The sequence below is a fragment of the Burkholderia sp. 22088 genome (assembly GCF_052045915.1).
Classification (GTDB): domain Bacteria; phylum Pseudomonadota; class Gammaproteobacteria; order Burkholderiales; family Burkholderiaceae; genus Burkholderia; species Burkholderia cepacia.
On record NZ_JBQEPY010000005.1, the window covers coordinates 131,747 to 147,725 of the forward strand.

Genomic DNA, 15,979 nt, shown 5'->3' on the forward strand with positions numbered 1-15,979 from the left:
CGGCGTCGCGCACGCGCGCGGCACCATCCACGTGGAAGGGAGCCACGCCGATCATGCCGATCCACAATGCCGGGTGTGCGGCCGTGTTCGCCGAGATCGCCGACATGCTCGAGATCCAGGGCGCCAATCCGTTCCGGGTGCGTGCGTATCGCAACGCCGCGCGCACGATCGCCGACTACGGGCGCGATATCGCGACGATGATCGCGAACGGCGACGATCTCGGGAAGATTCCGTCGATCGGGCCCGATCTCGCGTCGAAGCTGCGCGAGATCGCCGCGACCGGCACCTGCGAACTGCAGCAAACGCTGCGTCACGCGCTGCCGGGCGCGATCGTCGAACTGCTCGACGTGCCGGGGCTCGGCGCGAAACGCGTGAAGGCGCTGCATGACGCGCTGCACGTCGATTCGCTCGAACAGCTTCGCGCCGAGGCGAAGAGCGGGCACGTGCGTGAATTGCCCGGCTTCGGCGCGAAAACCGAAGCCCATCTGCTCGAAGCGATCGACGACCGGCTGCAACGCGAACCCCAACGCTTCCTGCTGCCGGATGCGGCGCACGCGCTGCTGCCGCTGCTCGAACGCCTGCGCGCGATTGCGGGTGTCGGCAAGGCCGTGCCGGCCGGCAGCTTCCGCCGCCGCCGCGAGACGGTCGGCGATCTCGACATCCTCGTCACCGCACGCGACCCGCAGGCCGTCGCCGACGCGTTCGTCGGTTACGGCGAGGTTGCGCGCGTGCTGGCGCACGGCAAGACGAAGTCAAGCGTCGTGCTCGCGAGCGGGTTGCAGGTCGACCTGCGCGTCGTCGATGCCGATGCGTTCGGCGCGGCACTCGTCTACTTCACCGGATCGAAGGCGCACAACATCGCGTTGCGCAGGATCGCGCAGGCCGGCGGGCTGAAGATCAACGAATATGGTGTGTTTCGCGGTGACGAACGGATTGCCGGCGCGACCGAGGCGTCGGTGTACGCGGCGATCGGGCTGCACGAAGTTCCGCCCGAATTGCGCGAGGATCGTGGCGAGATCGACGCGGCGCGCGCGGGCGCGCTACCGGCGCTGGTCGAGCGCAAGCATGTGCATGGCGACCTGCATGCGCATACCGACGCATCGGCCGGCCGCGACAGCTTGCGCGCGATGGTCGATGCGGCACGCGCACGCGGATTCGCGTACCTGGCCATCACCGACCGGGCACCGGATGCCGGCGGCGGCCGCGACGGCTTCGACTGGCTTGCCCGGCAACTCGACGAGATCGACCGCCTGAACGCGTCGTTCGACGATTTCGTGCTGCTCAAGGGCGTGGAGGCTGGCATTCTCGAGGACGGCAGCCTCGACGTGCCCGATGCGTTGCTCGGCCGGCTCGATCTCGTGGTCGGTGCGGTACGCGACGGCTTCGAGTTGTCGCGCGATGCGCAGACCGCGCGCGTGCTGCGCGCGATGGACCAGCCGCATTTCACGATTCTCGCGCACCCGACGGGCCGCATGCTCGGCGAGCGCGCCGCATGCGAACTCGACGTGGCACGCGTGATCGCGCATGCCGCGGCGCGCGGCTGTTTCGTCGAACTCGATGCGCAGCCGCGGCGGCTCGACCTGCCGGACATCTGGTGCCGCGAGGCCGCGAAGGCCGGCGTGCCGGTGGCGATCGGCTCGGATGCGTGCAGCACGGACGATCTCGACAATCTCGCATACGGCGTCGATCAGGCGCGACGCGGCTGGCTGACGCGGCCCGACGTGCTGAACACGCGCACGCTCGCGCAATTGAGGCCGCTGCTTGCACGCACGATGGGAGTAGACGGCGCGTCCAGGCGCCGCGGCTCGAAGGGCGCATGAACGCGGCAGGCGGGCGCGAGCCGCCCGCCGTGCGAGAAGGCGGTCACGTCATGCCAGCACGCCGGCCGCCGGCACGTAGGGCAGGCCGAGCGCCAGCGCGACCGCTTCGTACGTGATGTGTCCGTCGCACACGTTCAGGCCCGCGCGCAGGTGCGGATCGTCGGTCATCGCCTGCTTCCAGCCCTTGTCGGCGAGTGCGAGCGCGTGCCCGAGCGTCGCGTTGTTCAGCGCGAAGGTCGACGTGCGCGCGACCGCGCCGGGCATGTTCGCGACGCAGTAGTGCACGACGCCGTCGACGACGAAGGTCGGGTCCGCGTGCGTCGTCGCATGCGAAGTCTCGAAGCATCCGCCCTGGTCGATCGCGACGTCGACGACGACCGCCCCCTTGCGCATCGTCGCGATCATGTCGCGCGTGACGAGCCGCGGCGCCGATGCGCCCGGCACGAGTACGGCGCCGATCACGACGTCGGCATCGCGCACGGCTTCGTCGATCGTGTGCGCGTTCGAGCAGACGGTCGCTATCCGGTTGGCGAACACGAGGTCGAGCTGGCGCAGCCGGTTCACGTTGGTGTCGAGCACGGTGACGCGCGCGCCGAGGCCGACCGCCATCTGCAGTGCGCCGGTGCCCACCACGCCTGCGCCGAGCACGACGACGTGCGCGGCCGGCACGCCGGGCACACCGGCCATCAGCAGGCCGCGCCCGCCGCGCGGGCTTTCGAGGTGGGTCGCCGCGACCTGGATCGACATGCGCCCGGCCACCTCGCTCATCGGCGCGAGCAGCGGCAGGCCGCCGCCCGGGCCCGTCACGGTTTCGTACGCGATGCAGACGGCGCCGGATTTCACGAGTGCCGCGGCCTGTCCGGGATCGGGCGCGAGATGCAGGTACGTGTAGAGGATCTGCCCGCGCCGCAGCATCGCGCATTCCGCCGGCTGCGGCTCCTTGACCTTGATGATCATGTCGGCACGCGCGAAGACTTCGTCGGCGCCGTCGCAGAGCGATGCGCCCGCGGCCGTGTAGTCGTTGTCGAGCAGGCCGATCGCGGTGCCCGCGCCGCGCTGCACCAGCACGCGGTGGCCGTGCCGAGTGAGTTCGCGCGCGCCGGCCGGCGTGAGGCCGACACGGTATTCGTGGTTCTTGATCTCCTTCGGCACGCCGATCAGCATGAGTCGCCTCCATGGCCTTCGTTATCGTTGTCGTGCAGGTGCGCCGTGCGGCCGATCGCGCGGATGCGTATCGACCGCGGTACTGGAATAACAGGGTAGTAGTGCGCGGAGGGAAGTCAAGCGGCCGGCCCGCGCGCACTGCGTTGCAACATCCGTCTTGGCGGGTTGCGACCGGAGGTCGCAATGCGCGTGTTGCCGGGTTTCGGTATCGTCATGTGTGTCGCGGCCCGGGGCCGCGCGCCGGCGTTTTGCCGGCAGCACGTCGAGATAACGACACAACGAGACGAGGGCATTGACCGACATGACCGGGGCGTATTTCAGCGTGCCGACGCTTTGCGCGATCGCGCTCATTCACGTGTACTGGGCGTTGGGCGGGCGGCGCGGCAAGCGTGCGGCCATTCCGGAGCAGGACGGCGAGCCGCTGCTGCGGCCGACCGCCATCGGCACGCTCGCCGTCGCGGCGGCATTGCTGGGCGGTGCGTGTGTGGTTGCCGCGCGTGCCGGCTGGCTGGGGCCGAACCCGTATCCCGGCACGATCTCGTTCGCGGTCGTTGCGCTCGCATTGATCTTCGCGGTGCGGGCCGTCGGCGATTTCCGTTACGTCGGCTTCTTCAAGCGGATTCGCGGGTCGCGTTTCGCACGGATGGACACACTGTATTACTCGCCGCTTTGCGCGGCGCTGGCGCTGTCCATCGCATCGATGTTCTGGCCGCGGTGACCGCGCGTCTCAGCGTGCAGGCGCGTCCCGCTCCGTAAGGTATTCGGCCGGCACGGCATCCGTCAGCCATACGCCGTTTTCGGCGACGAAGAACGTGTGGCCTTGCCGATGCATGCGCTGCGCATCGACCTCGAGAATCACGGGCACGCCGTAGCGCGTGCCGACGGCCAGCGCGGTCCGGACGTCAGGCGACAGATGCACGTGATGACGGGCGCCGGGTATCAGCCCTTGCGCCCGAATCGAATCCAGGAAGCGCGTCGCGGTGCCGTGATAGAGGCGCTCGGGCGGTTGCGCGACCGGATAGCAGCGCTGCACGACGGGCGTCGAATGGCCTTGTACCGCGCGGATGCGTCGGCCGTCGTCGGAGAGGGCGAAGCGCTGCTTGTCGTTGGTCGCGCAGACGGTTTCGAGCGTCGCGCGATCGACGGGATGCCCCAGGCGGGCGATGCCGGCGATCAGTTCGTCGATGTCGGCCCAGCCTTCCGGGTCGAGCCGCAGCCCGATCGTTTGCGGCGCGTGGCGCAGCAGGTAGCTGAGGGTTCGGCTGATGCGGGTCGCGTCGGCCGCCGGCAGTTCATTCTTCTGTGGTCTCATGAGACGCGGAGGCTACCAGAGCGCGATGCAAACCGGCACCCACGGGTGCGCCGCGTGGCTGGAAAGCCACAGCCTTCCGCGAAACCCGACACACGACAATCCTTTCCCTGACGCCCGTGTCGGCGGGTAATCGCGCGAATCCTTTCGCGTTCCGGCTTCCGGATTTTTCAATTGTTGCGATTTTCGATGCATTGAATTGCATTGGCGTACCTTTGAATGGAACCGGTTCCATATATAATTCGCGGCACTTGTCGCCGGGCCCGAAAGAGGGTCGTGCGCGTTGCGCTTGCTGTCGGCAAACGCGACGTCTAAGTTGAATGAGGGTCATGAGCGATGAGGGGCAGATGCAGGCAGATGCCGGTATTTGTCAGATGATAGGGCTCACAAAGAAGCCGATCCGCGCAGCGCAGCCTGAACCGGCGCGATGCGCGGCCGCATGAAGGCGCTGCCGCGCATTGCACGGGCGGCGCCTGCATCGAGGTTGTTCGCAACAGACGAAAGAACAGGACGGCCAGCCGGTTGCGGCAAGGCTGCCATGCCGGACATGCCGCATGCGGAGTGCGCGCGTCCGGGCCCCGAGATCCCCAACGATCAACATCCGACCATGTCCACGCCACCTGACAAACCCAACTCGCGCCGCCGTTTCCTGCGCACGTCGGTCGCGCTCGTGCCGATCGCGTCGGTCGCCGGCTGCGACCTGCGCTCGTCGTCGCCTTCCGCGACGACCGGCAACGCGCCCGGTGCATCGGCCAGCGCCGAACGCGCCCCGTACAAGCCGACCTTCTTCGATGCGAAGGAATGGGCGTTCGTCCAGGCCGCCGTCGACCGGCTGATTCCGGCCGACGCCGAAGGCCCCGGCGCGCTCGAATCGGGCGTGCCCGAATTCATCGACCGCCAGATGGAGACGCCGTATGCGCACGGCGCGACCTGGTACATGCAGGGGCCGTTCCAGCAGGGCGTGCCCGAGCTTGGCTACCAGCTGAAGCTGGTGCCGCGCGACATCTACCGGCTCGGTATCGCGGCGGTCAACCGCTATTGCGAGAAGACCCACGGCAAGGCGTTCGCGGATCTCGACGCGCCGACGCGCGACACCGTTCTCGGCGCGCTGGAGAAGGGCGGCGCGCAGATCGACGACGTGCCGCCCGGCGTGTTCTTCGGCCAGCTGCTGCAGAACACGCGCGAAGGCTATTTCTGCGATCCGGTGCATGGCGGCAATCACGACATGGCCGCGTGGAAGATGATCGGTTTTCCCGGCGCACGCGCGGACTTCATGGATTTCGTCAACCAGAGCGGCAAGCCCTATCCATACGGCCCCGTCTCGATCAACGGGGAGCGCAGCTGATGGCCGCAGAGAAAAAACCGCATGTCGATGCGGTGATCGTCGGCTTCGGCTGGACTGGCGCGATTCTCGCGAAGGAACTGACCGAAGCGGGCTTGAACGTGGTCGCGCTCGAGCGCGGCGAGTATCGCGACACCTATCCGGACGGCGCGTATCCGAACACGATCGACGAGCTGACCTACAACATCCGCAAGAAGCTGTTCCTCGATCTGTCGAAGACGACGGTGTCGATCCGCCACGGGCTGCAGGACACCGCGCTGCCGTACCGGCAGCTCGCCGCGTTCCTGCCGGGTGAAGGCGTGGGCGGCGCGGGGCTGCACTGGTCGGGCGTGCATTTCCGGATCACGCCGGAAGAGCTGCGCCTGCGCAGCCACTATGAAGAGCGCTACGGCAAGAAGTTCATCCCCGAAGGGATGACGATCCAGGACACCGGCGTGACCTACGACGAGCTCGAGCCGCATTTCGATTTCGCGGAGAAGGTGTTCGGCACGTCGGGGCAGGCGTACAAGGTCGGCGGCAAGGTGGTCGGCGACGGCAACGTGTTCGAAGCGAACCGCAGCGACAACTTCCCGCTGCCCGCGCAGCTCAACACGTATTCGGCGCAGCGCTTCTCCGATGCAGCGAAGTCGCTCGGCCTGCATCCGTACCGGCTGCCGTCGGCGAACACGTCGGGCCCGTACACGAACCCGTACGGCGTACAGATGGGCCCGTGCAACTTCTGCGGCTACTGCAGCGGTTACGCGTGCTACATGTACTCGAAGGCGTCGCCGAACCTGAACATCCTGCCCGCGCTGAAGCAGGCGCCGAACTTCGAGCTGCGCTCGAAGTGCCACGTGCTGCGCGTCGACCTCGACGACACGAAGAAGCGCGCGACGGGCGTGACCTATGTCGACCCGGCCGGGCGTGAAGTGCACCAGCCGGCCGATCTCGTGATCGTGGCCGCGTTCCAGTACCACAACGTGCACCTGCTGCTGCTGTCGGGCATCGGCAAGCCGTACGACCCGATCTCGGGCGAAGGCGTGGTGGGTCGCAATTTCGCGTACCAGAACCTGTCGACGATCAAGGCGTTCTTCGACAAGGATACCTACACGAATCCGTTCATCGGCGCGGGCGGTAACGGCGTCGCGGTGGACGATTTCAACGCGGACAACTTCGACCACGGCCCGCTCGGCTTCGTCGGCGGCTCGCCGCTGTGGGTGAACCAGGCCGGCGTGAAGCCGATCAGCGGCATCGCGACGCCGCCCGGTACGCCGCAGTGGGGCTCGGCGTGGAAGAAGGCGGTCAAGGACAACTACGCGCACACGATCTCGATGGACGCGCACGGCACCAACATGTCGTATCGCGACGTGTACCTCGACCTCGATCCGACCTATCGCGATTCGTACGGCCAGCCGCTGCTGCGGATGACCTTCGACTGGAAGGACAACGACATCAAGATGGCGCAGTACGTGACCGGGCAGATGAAGAAGATCGCGGAGGCGATGGGGCCGAAGGCGATCGGCGTGTCGACGCGCGAGTTCGGCAAGCACTTCGATTCGCGCGCGTACCAGACGACCCACCTCGTCGGCGGCGCGATCATGGGCACCGACCCGAAGACGAGCGTGCTGAACCGTTACCTGCAGTGCTGGGACGTGCACAACGTGTTCGTGATGGGCGCATCGGCGCTGCCGCAGGGCATCGGCTACAACCCGACCGGGATCATCGCGGCGCTGGCCTACTGGTCGGCACGTGCGATCCGCGAGCAATACCTGAAAAATCCCGCTCCGCTGGTGACCGTATGAAGAGGACGATGAACCACAACATCGCGCGCCGGATGTCGCGCGCGCTGGCGGCCGGTGCGGCCTGGGCCGCGCTCGGCTTCGCCGGCTCGACGGCGTTCGCGCAGCCGGCTGCGCCTGCGGCGGCTTCCGGCCCGGCGACCGCACCCGCGGCCCGATCCGCCGACGCGAACCTGATCAAGCGCGGCGAATACCTCGCGCGCGCGGGCGACTGTATCGCGTGTCATACCGCGAGCGGCGGCAAGCCGTTCGCGGGCGGGCTGAAATTCGACACGCCGATCGGCGGCATCTATTCGACGAACATCACGCCGGACCCGAAGACGGGCCTTGGCGGCTGGACTTACGAGGACTTCACGCGCGCGGTGCGCGAAGGCGTGCGCAAGAACGGCGACACGATGTATCCGGCCATGCCGTTCCCGTCGTACGCGCGCCTGACCGACGACGACATGAAGGCGCTGTACGCGTACTTCATGCACGGCGTCGCGCCCGTCGAGCACGAGAACCGTGCGGTCGACATCGTGTGGCCGCTGTCGATGCGCTGGCCGCTTACGATCTGGCGCAAGATGTTCGCCCCGACGCCGAAGCCGTTCGACGCGGCGCCGTACACCGATCCGGTGGTCGCGCGCGGCGCGTATCTCGTGCAGGGTCTCGGCCACTGCGGCGCGTGCCACACGCCGCGCGCGCCGACGATGCAGGAGCGCGGGCTGACCGACGCGGACGGCCCGGACTTCCTGGCCGGCGGTGCGGCGATCGACGGCTGGGTGCCGACGAGCCTGCGCGGCGAGCCGCGCACGGGCCTCGGCACGTGGAATGAAACCGAGATCGTGCAGTTCCTGAAGACGGGCCGCACGCTGCGCACGGCTGCATTCGGCGGGATGACGGACGTGGTCGGCCACAGCATGCAGCACATGACCGACGACGACCTGAACGCAATCGCGCGCTACCTGAAGACGCTGCCGCCGCGCGTGCAGGGCGAGCAGCCGCACGTGTACGACGCGGCGGCTGCCAAGGCCCTGCAGGCCGGCGATGCGAGCAAGCCGGGCGCGGCCGTCTATCGCGACAACTGCACGGCCTGCCACCGCAGCGACGGCCATGGCTACACGCGCGTGTTCCCGGCGCTCGCCGGCAACCCGGTCGTACAGGGCGACGATCCGACCTCGCTGATCCACGTCGTGCTGGAAGGCAGCGCGCTGCAGGGCACGCGCACCGCGCCGTCGACGTTCACGATGCCGCCGTTCGGCTGGCGCCTGTCGGACCAGGAAGTCGCGGACGTGTCCAACTTCGTGCGCACGAGCTGGGGCAACACGGGGGCGCCGGTGACCGCCGCGCAGGTCGCGAAGGTGCGCAAGAGCGTGCCGTCGACCCGGCCCGAACCGCCGCCGGGCGCGCGGTTCCCGCAAGCGTCGCGCTGACGGGGGCGGCGGGGCGCCCGTCCCGCCTGTCCGATGTGCTTCAAGGCGCCGCGCGATCCGCGCGGTGCCTTTCGATTCGCCGGGGTTGTACCCCGCCAAGGCGCGCCGCCGCGTGAATTTTTCGCGGCGGCGCGCCATTCTTCCGCCTCATCCCTTATCCTTTCGTTCTTGAACCTTACTAAATCGTTACAAGAACTCGGGAGGGGGGATGCCTCATGACATCAGCCTGATTGCGTTGCTCGCGGCCGGTTTCGGTCTCGCGATGGTCTTCGGTTACTTCGCGTCGCTGCTGAAAATGCCGCCGCTCGTCGGCTATCTGCTCGCCGGGATCGTGATCGGCCCCGGCACGCCCGGTTTCGTCGGCGACCTGTCGCTCGCACAGCAGCTCGCCGAAGTCGGCGTGATGCTGCTGATGTTCGGCGTCGGCCTGCATTTCTCGCTCGGCGATCTGCTCGCGGTGCGCAAGATCGCGCTGCCGGGGGCCATCGTCCAGATCACGGTGGCCACGCTGCTCGGCGGCGGCCTCGCGCTCACCTGGGGCTGGAGCGTCGGGGCGGCGCTCGTGTTCGGGCTCGCGCTGTCGGTGGCGAGTACCGTCGTGCTGCTGCGTGCGCTCGAAGGGCGCGGGCTCGTCGAGACGGTCAACGGGCGCATCGCGGTCGGCTGGCTCGTCGTCGAGGATCTCGTGATGGTGCTCGTGCTCGTGCTGCTGCCGCCCGTCGCGGGGCTGCTCGGCGGCACGCCGCCCGGCGACGCGCACGCGGCCGGCGGCAGCGTGTGGGGCACGCTCGGCGTCACGATGCTGAAGGTCGCGGCGTTCATCGCATTGATGCTGGTGGTCGGCAAGCGCGTGTTCCCGCGCATTCTGTGGCTCGTCGCGCGCACGGGCTCGCGCGAGCTGTTCACGCTGTGCATGATCGCGGCCGCGGTCGGCATCGCGTTCGGCGCGGCGAAGCTGTTCGACGTGTCGTTCGCGCTCGGCGCGTTCTTCGCCGGGATGATGATGCGCGAGTCGGAGTTCAGCCGGCGCGCGGCCGACGAGACGCTGCCGCTGCGCGATGCGTTCTCGGTGCTGTTCTTCATTTCGGTCGGGATGCTGTTCGACCCGAAGATCCTGCTCGCGGAGCCGCTGCACGTGATCGAGGTCGCGGCGATCGTGGTGATCGGCAAGACGCTCGCGGCGGTCGCGCTCGTGATTGCGTTCCGCTATCCGCTGAATACCGCGCTGACGGTCGGCGCGGGCCTCGCGCAGATCGGCGAGTTCTCGTTCATCCTCGCGGGGCTCGGCCGTGCGCTCGGGCTGCTGTCGGCCGAGGGGCAGAGCCTGATCCTCGCGGTCGCGCTGATCTCGATCGCGATGAACACGCTGCTGTTCGCGATGATCGATCCGGCGCTTGCGTGGATCCGCAAGCATTCGGCGTTTGCGCGCAAGCTCGAGGCGCGCGACGATCCGCTCGCCGCGCTGCCGATGTCGACGCCGCAGACGCATCTCACCGGGCAGGTCGTGATCGTCGGCTACGGCAAGGTCGGCACGCGGATCGCCCATGCGCTCGACGAGCGCGGCATCGCGTACGTCGTCGTCGAGCAGAATCGCGAGCTCGTCGAGAAACTGCGCGCGGAAGGCGTTGCCGCCGTGTCGGGCGATGCGATCGAGCCGATCGTGCTCGTGCAGGCGCATATCGCGCGCGCCGGGATGCTGGTCGTCACGCTGCCCGACGTGTTCGACGTACGGCAGATCGTCGAGATCTCGCGCACGCTCAACCCGGCGCTCGAGGTCGTGCTGTGCACGAACAGCGGCGACGAGGCCGCGCTGCTGTCGAACGAGGGCATCGGCACCGTGTTCATGGGCGAGACCGAACTCGCGCGCGGGATGACCGAGCACGTGCTCGGCAGGATGGCGAAGCCGGTCGCGGCCGCGCATTGACGGTGCGCGGCAGCGCGCCGGGCGGCCCGCGCGGCCGCCGGCGCCGCGTGCTTCGGTTTCAGTAGAACGTCTCGAGCGTCAGCTCCTGCGCCATCACGCGATTGCCGGCCAGCAGGCCGCCGTCGACGGGCAGCGCGACGCCCGTGATGATCCGCGCCGCAGGCGAGCACAGGAACAGCGCGGCCTGCGCGACGTCGTCCGGCGTCGCGAAATCGTCGAGCGGATACCACTTCCTCAATTGCTCGAACACCTGCGGGTTGCGCTGCACGCGCGCTTCCCACGCGGGCGTCTTCACGGTGCCCGGCAGCACGATGTTCGCGCGCACGCCGTCGCGGCCGAATTCGATCGCGAGCGATTTCGTGTAGCTGACCAACCCGGCCTTCGCCGCGCTGTACGCCGGATGCCCGAGCGCATGCACGCCGTTGACCGAACCGATGATCGCGATTGCGCCGCGCCCGCGTGCGCGCATGCCGGGCAGCACGGCTTCGACGCTCATGTAGGTGGCCGTCAGGTTCGCATCGAGATCCGTGCGCCAGGTGGCGGGCGTCGTGTCGCGCAGCGTGGTCGACGCGGCCGTGCCCGCGTTGGCGACGAGCACGTCGGCCTGCGGATGCGATTCGAGCGTCGATTGCAGCCGCTCGGTGTCGGTCAGGTCGTCGACGACCGGCGTTACGTGCGCGTCGCCGAGCGTATCGATGAAGCGGTCGAGCGCCGCGCGGTCGCGATCGAGCGCGAGCACGCAGTCGCCGGCGGCGAGGAAGGTGCGGCACAGCGCCTGGCCGATGCCGCCGGCGGCGCCCGTCACGAGGGTGGTGCGTGTCATGTCGGCTCCTTGTGCCGGCTCACAGGCCGAGCGCGGCGCGCGCCTGCTTTTCGTTGTCGCGCGTGATCAGCGTGCCGGACGTCAGCACGAGCGGCGGCGGCGCCTGGTTCTTCGTGATCCAGTCGTACATGTCGATGCTCGTCTGGTAGCCGTGCTGGCGCGGATTCAGCAGGATCGAGCCGTAGAAGCCCGTCGGCTTCGGCTTCGCGAATTCGTTGAGCGCGATCTGGCTGCCGTTGATGCCGACCGCGACCATCGCGTCCGCGCCGATGCCGCGCCCCTCGGCGGCGCGCACCGCGCCGACCGTCGTGTCGTCGTTCGAGCCGAACGCGACCCAGCGCTTGAAATTCGCATGCTTGGTGAGCGCGATGTTCGCCGCGTTGAACGCGCCTTCGGTGTCGGCCGTCATTTCTGGCGCATCGATCACGTTCGCGGCCGGGAAGCCGGCGGCCTTGAGCGCATCGACCGCGCCGGTCGTGCGTTCGCGTGCGGTCGGCAACTGGTCGTACGCGATCCGGATGATGCCGACCTCGGCCGGGTTCCAGCCGCGCCGCTTCGTCTCGTCCGCGATCGCCTGGCCGACCTGCTGGCCGATCTTGTACGCGGAGATGCCCATGTGCGGCACGCCCTGGAGCGGTGCACCGCGGCCGTCGACGAGCTGGTCGTCGACCGACATCAGCTTGATCCCCGCGCGCTTCGCCTTCGCCGCGATGCCGGGGCCGAGTTTCACGTCGGGTGCGCAGATGATCACGCCCTGTGCCTTTTGCGCGGCGAGGCTGTCGAGCGCGGTCGATACCTTTTCGCCGCTCGGCGTCGCGATCTTGATCAGCGTGAAATGCTTTTCCTTCGCCGCCTGGTCGGCGAAGCGCCATTCGTCCTGGAACCACGGATCGTCCGGCTGTTTGACGAGGAAGCCGATTTTCACGTCGGCGGGGTCGGCGGCATGGGCGGGTACCCCGCCGACCAGTGCCGCGCTCGCGATGGCCAGTGCGAGCGTCTTCCAGTGGAATCGCATGCGTCTCTCTCCTTTTTTGTAGTCGCGCGCACGGGCAGGGCTGCCCGACACGCGGAAAAATTGTAGGAGGAGCGAGCGGGAACGCTCAAATGATGCGCGGCGTTCCTAGAAAGTGGGACAGTGCCCGATGGCGGGGAAATGCGTGGCGGCCGGGGGCCGCCGGTGTGCCGCGCGCGCCGGCGGGCGCCGTGTCGCGGGGACGTGCCGTGCTCATCCGGCCGCGGTGGCCGGCTGCGCCGGTACTTTCGACGGCGCGGCAGTCTTCAGCGGTGCGGCGGTTTTCGGTGCCGCAGCCGTCCTGGTTTGCGCAGCCGCTTGCGGCGCGGCCACCGTCTTCTGCGGCGCGGCGGGCTTCGCCGGCGGCGTTTTCTCGGGCTCGACCGGCGCGTCGGGCGGCACGCCGAGCAGTTGCAGCGACCCGCTCGTGACCGACGCGAACACCGGGCCGGCCACCGTGCCGCCGTAGTAGCCCTTGCCGCGCGGCTCGTCGATCATCACCGCGACGATCAGGCGCGGGTTGCTCATCGGCGCCATCCCCGCGAACAGCGCGCGGTACTTGCCCTTCGCATAGGTCGCGCCGACCTGCTTGCGCGCGGTACCGGTCTTGCCGCCGATCCGGTAGCCGTCGACGCGCGCGCGGCGCCCCGTGCCGCCTTCGCCGACCGCCATCTCGAGCATCGAGCGGATCGACGCGGCCGTTTGCGGCGACGTCACGCGGTGGCCGCGATGCGCGTCGATCGTCTGCTGGTCGGTGCCGTTCTTCAGCAGCGACACCGGGTGCAGCGTGCCGTCGCCGGCATAGGCCGTATAGGTTTGCGCGATCTGCAGCAGCGACATCGACAGGCCGTAGCCGTATGCCATCGTCGCCTGCTCGATCGGCCGCCAGCGCTTGTAGCCGCGCAGCCGGCCCGACGCGACGCCCGGGAACGTCAGTTCCGGCGCGCGGCCGATCCCGTATTCCTGGTACTTGTTCCAGATCGTTTCGGCGGGCAGGTTCAGCGCGAGCTTCGCGAGCGCGACGTTGCTCGACTTCTGCAGCGCCTGCGAGACCGTCAGCGAGCCGTGGTTCGACGTGTCGTGGATCACGGCCGGGCCGATCTTGTAGGTGCCCGGCGACGTATTGATGATCGTGTTCGGCGTGACCTTGCGTTCGTCGATCGACAGCGCGACGACGAGCGGCTTGATCGTCGAGCCCGGTTCGAACGTGTCGATCACCGCGCGGTTGCGCAACTGCTGGCCGGTGAGGCGCGCGCGGTCGTTCGGATCGAAGGTCGGGTAGTTCGCCAGCGCGAGGATCTCGCCGTTCTGCGCGTCGAGCACCACGACGCTGCCGGCCACCGCGTTGTTCTCGATCACGGCCGCCTTGAGCTGGCTGAACGCGAGTTGCTGGATGCGGCGGTCGATCGTCAGCTCGATCGTCGCGCCATGCTGCGCCGGGACGAGCGGGCGCGTGTCCGACACGATGCGGCCGAGCCGGTCGCGGATCACCTCGCGCTGCCCGGACGTGCCCGACAGGCGCGCATTCGCCGCGAGCTCCACGCCTTCCTGGCCCTTGTCCTCGACGTTCGTGAAGCCGACCACGTGCGCGGCCGATTCGCCTTCCGGGTAGAAGCGCTTCGAATCGGCGATCTGCGTGATGCCGTCGATCGCGAGCTTGTCGAGCCTGCCTGCGGTGTCGGCGTCGACCTGCCGCTTGAGCAGCACGAACGTCTTGTCGTTGCCGAGGCGCCGCTTGACCTCGACGAGCGGCATGTCGAGCAGCTTCGAGATCTGCGGGTAGTCGGTGTCGGCGACCTGCTTCGGGTTCGCCCAGATTTCATAGGTCGACAGGCTGACGGCGAGCATCGCGCCGTTGCGGTCGACGATGCGCCCGCGCGTCGCGTCGAGCTCGATCGTGCGCTGGTAGCGTTTCTGGCCCTGACCGACGTAGAACTCCTTGTTCGCGACCTGCACCCAGAACGCGCGGCCGATCAGCGCGGCGAACGCGAGGAACACGATGATCACGATCAGCTTCGAGCGCCACATCGGCAGGCGCGACGCGAGCATCGGGTTCTTGGTCGCGGCCGCGTACGGATCGGCGGGGTGGGTCTTCTTTTTCACGCTCATGCAATGGCCGGGTCGGGCCGCCGGAGGGCGGCGAGTCAGTCTGAATAATGCGATTGTAATAAATGAGTAAACGCCGTGTGGGGAAAGTATGTTCCGGCCCCGTGAAAAGCCGCAAATCGGTGATCCGGCAAAGGGCGGAACAGGGCGTACGAAAAGAGGGCGGAAGCGGAGCTTCACCGACGCAGCAGGCGATTGAAGGCGGCCGATTCTGCGCGTATCGATCCGCTCACACGATCTCCCGGACAATCGATGCCGACCGCCCTCCGGCGCGCGGTCAATTGCCCGGCTCGCGATTATTTATTTGCACCAGAAAATGAAAACGCCCCGAAAAGGGGCGCCGCTAATACTGAATATCGAAATGAATATCACTGAAACCGGAATAAACCCGAAAACCGCAGACGAATTACGTCGATCATTTCTACCGGGTGACGGAAATGAATTCCCGGTATTCCGGCTCGCTCGTGCAGCGATCGACCGCCTGCAGCCGCCATGCACCGGGGTGATTGCCGGCGAGTACGGCGGAGCCCTGTTCGCGCTGGGTCGCACCGAACGACAGTCCCTTCAACTGGCACACGGCATTCCCGCCATCAGCCGCGCAGAGCGCCATCGCACCCTCGACGTCGCGGACCTTGCCCCAGGCCGGAAGATCGATGCCCTGATGTGCCTCGCGCGACCACAGTCCTTCGTCGGTGTCGACCCACAGTACCGCGAACGAGTTTCGGGTTGCTGATTCGCTGCCATTAATCCGAATGGTGAGGCGCATTGTGATCGTCTCCAAAAAATGAACATTCGACCGTTTTGACTTGATCAGTCTAGATAGACTGGTGTGAAACGCAAGTGATAATCCTCAATAAATCCGAATTGAGTTCATTGCGGTTTCAGATGAAACGACGTCTGACGATTCATGGTTATTCCGGCAGCGCGCGCGGGCACACGCCTAACGGCGATCGCCGCGCCGATCAGGGCCCGGTCGATCTTCGAGACATGGGATGACATCGCCGCGAGGCGCGTCGATCTGTCGCGCGCGACCGGCCGCGGAAACCGGGCCGGCCGACGCGGTCCGCCATGCCGGAGGGCGGCGCGACCGGATGTTGAGGCGTTCCGACTGCATTGCTGGACGACAGACTCCGACAATCGCATACAAATCGGCACACTTTCACGAAACTTTCGGGACAGACTTGCCTGCGGTCGGGCCCCACACTGAGATATTCCCGATCCAGTGCCGCGGACGCCCGTCCTCGGCGGCTGCCGCCGCCTCGTGCCAGAGACGCGATCGACGCGATCGC

At 67.8% G+C, this 15,979-nt stretch carries 12 protein-coding genes; 6 read left to right on the top strand and 6 right to left on the bottom strand.

Annotation, left to right across the window (positions count from 1 at the left end; all coding sequences use genetic code 11):
- The first annotated feature begins 53 nt into the window (after positions 1-53).
- A complete protein-coding gene (polX, locus tag ACTJLD_RS11355) occupies positions 54-1,820 on the top strand; it encodes a DNA polymerase/3'-5' exonuclease PolX (RefSeq protein WP_334003022.1) in 1,767 nt (588 codons plus the stop codon).
- A 48-nt stretch (positions 1,821-1,868) separates the two neighbouring features.
- On the opposite strand, the gene ald is transcribed toward polX, so the two are convergent.
- On the bottom strand, positions 1,869-2,984 hold the full coding sequence (ald, locus tag ACTJLD_RS11360; protein ID WP_060207496.1) for an alanine dehydrogenase: 1,116 nt from the start codon (positions 2,982-2,984) through the stop codon (positions 1,869-1,871).
- 301 nt (positions 2,985-3,285) lie between these two features.
- On the opposite strand from ald, the gene ACTJLD_RS11365 reads away from it, so the two are divergent.
- Positions 3,286-3,702, top strand: coding sequence for a DUF3995 domain-containing protein (locus ACTJLD_RS11365; RefSeq protein WP_027791422.1), 417 nt, complete (start codon positions 3,286-3,288; stop codon positions 3,700-3,702).
- 9 nt (positions 3,703-3,711) lie between these two features.
- Here ACTJLD_RS11365 and ACTJLD_RS11370 read toward each other — a convergent pair whose 3' ends face one another.
- Positions 3,712-4,296 (bottom strand): RNA 2'-phosphotransferase, encoded by a 585-nt coding sequence (locus ACTJLD_RS11370; protein ID WP_440658762.1) that lies wholly within the window; start codon positions 4,294-4,296, stop codon positions 3,712-3,714.
- A 604-nt stretch (positions 4,297-4,900) separates the two neighbouring features.
- On the opposite strand from ACTJLD_RS11370, the gene ACTJLD_RS11375 reads away from it, so the two are divergent.
- From ACTJLD_RS11375 to ACTJLD_RS11390, 4 genes are all read left to right on the top strand, one after another.
- Positions 4,901-5,638 carry a gluconate 2-dehydrogenase subunit 3 family protein gene (locus ACTJLD_RS11375; protein WP_060207677.1) on the top strand — a complete coding sequence of 246 codons (738 nt, stop codon included), beginning with the start codon at positions 4,901-4,903 and terminating at the stop codon, positions 5,636-5,638.
- Positions 5,638-7,416 (top strand): GMC family oxidoreductase, encoded by a 1,779-nt coding sequence (locus tag ACTJLD_RS11380; RefSeq protein ID WP_021163240.1) that lies wholly within the window; start codon positions 5,638-5,640, stop codon positions 7,414-7,416. Before ACTJLD_RS11375 ends, ACTJLD_RS11380 begins: the two co-directional genes overlap by 1 nt.
- Complete coding sequence (locus tag ACTJLD_RS11385; protein WP_440658764.1) at positions 7,413-8,825, top strand: c-type cytochrome; 1,413 nt, start codon at positions 7,413-7,415, stop codon at positions 8,823-8,825. The genes ACTJLD_RS11380 and ACTJLD_RS11385 overlap by 4 nt, the downstream gene beginning before the upstream one ends.
- A gap of 208 nt (positions 8,826-9,033) precedes the next feature.
- The gene (locus tag ACTJLD_RS11390; RefSeq protein WP_021164046.1) at positions 9,034-10,749 is read left to right on the top strand and encodes a cation:proton antiporter domain-containing protein; all 1,716 of its coding nucleotides are present in this window, start codon (positions 9,034-9,036) and stop codon (positions 10,747-10,749) included.
- A gap of 58 nt (positions 10,750-10,807) precedes the next feature.
- Here ACTJLD_RS11390 and ACTJLD_RS11395 read toward each other — a convergent pair whose 3' ends face one another.
- From ACTJLD_RS11395 to ACTJLD_RS11410, 4 genes are all read right to left on the bottom strand, one after another.
- Positions 10,808-11,572 (bottom strand): SDR family oxidoreductase, encoded by a 765-nt coding sequence (locus ACTJLD_RS11395; protein WP_440658767.1) that lies wholly within the window; start codon positions 11,570-11,572, stop codon positions 10,808-10,810.
- 19 nt (positions 11,573-11,591) lie between these two features.
- Positions 11,592-12,587, bottom strand: coding sequence for an arabinose ABC transporter substrate-binding protein (locus tag ACTJLD_RS11400; protein ID WP_027791427.1), 996 nt, complete (start codon positions 12,585-12,587; stop codon positions 11,592-11,594).
- Between the two features lie 210 nt (positions 12,588-12,797).
- Positions 12,798-14,693 carry a peptidoglycan D,D-transpeptidase FtsI family protein gene (locus ACTJLD_RS11405; RefSeq protein ID WP_027791428.1) on the bottom strand — a complete coding sequence of 632 codons (1,896 nt, stop codon included), beginning with the start codon at positions 14,691-14,693 and terminating at the stop codon, positions 12,798-12,800.
- Positions 14,694-15,111: 418 nt separating this feature from the next.
- On the bottom strand, positions 15,112-15,456 hold the full coding sequence (locus ACTJLD_RS11410) for a DUF3564 family protein (RefSeq protein ID WP_027791429.1): 345 nt from the start codon (positions 15,454-15,456) through the stop codon (positions 15,112-15,114).
- Positions 15,457-15,979 lie beyond the last annotated feature (523 nt).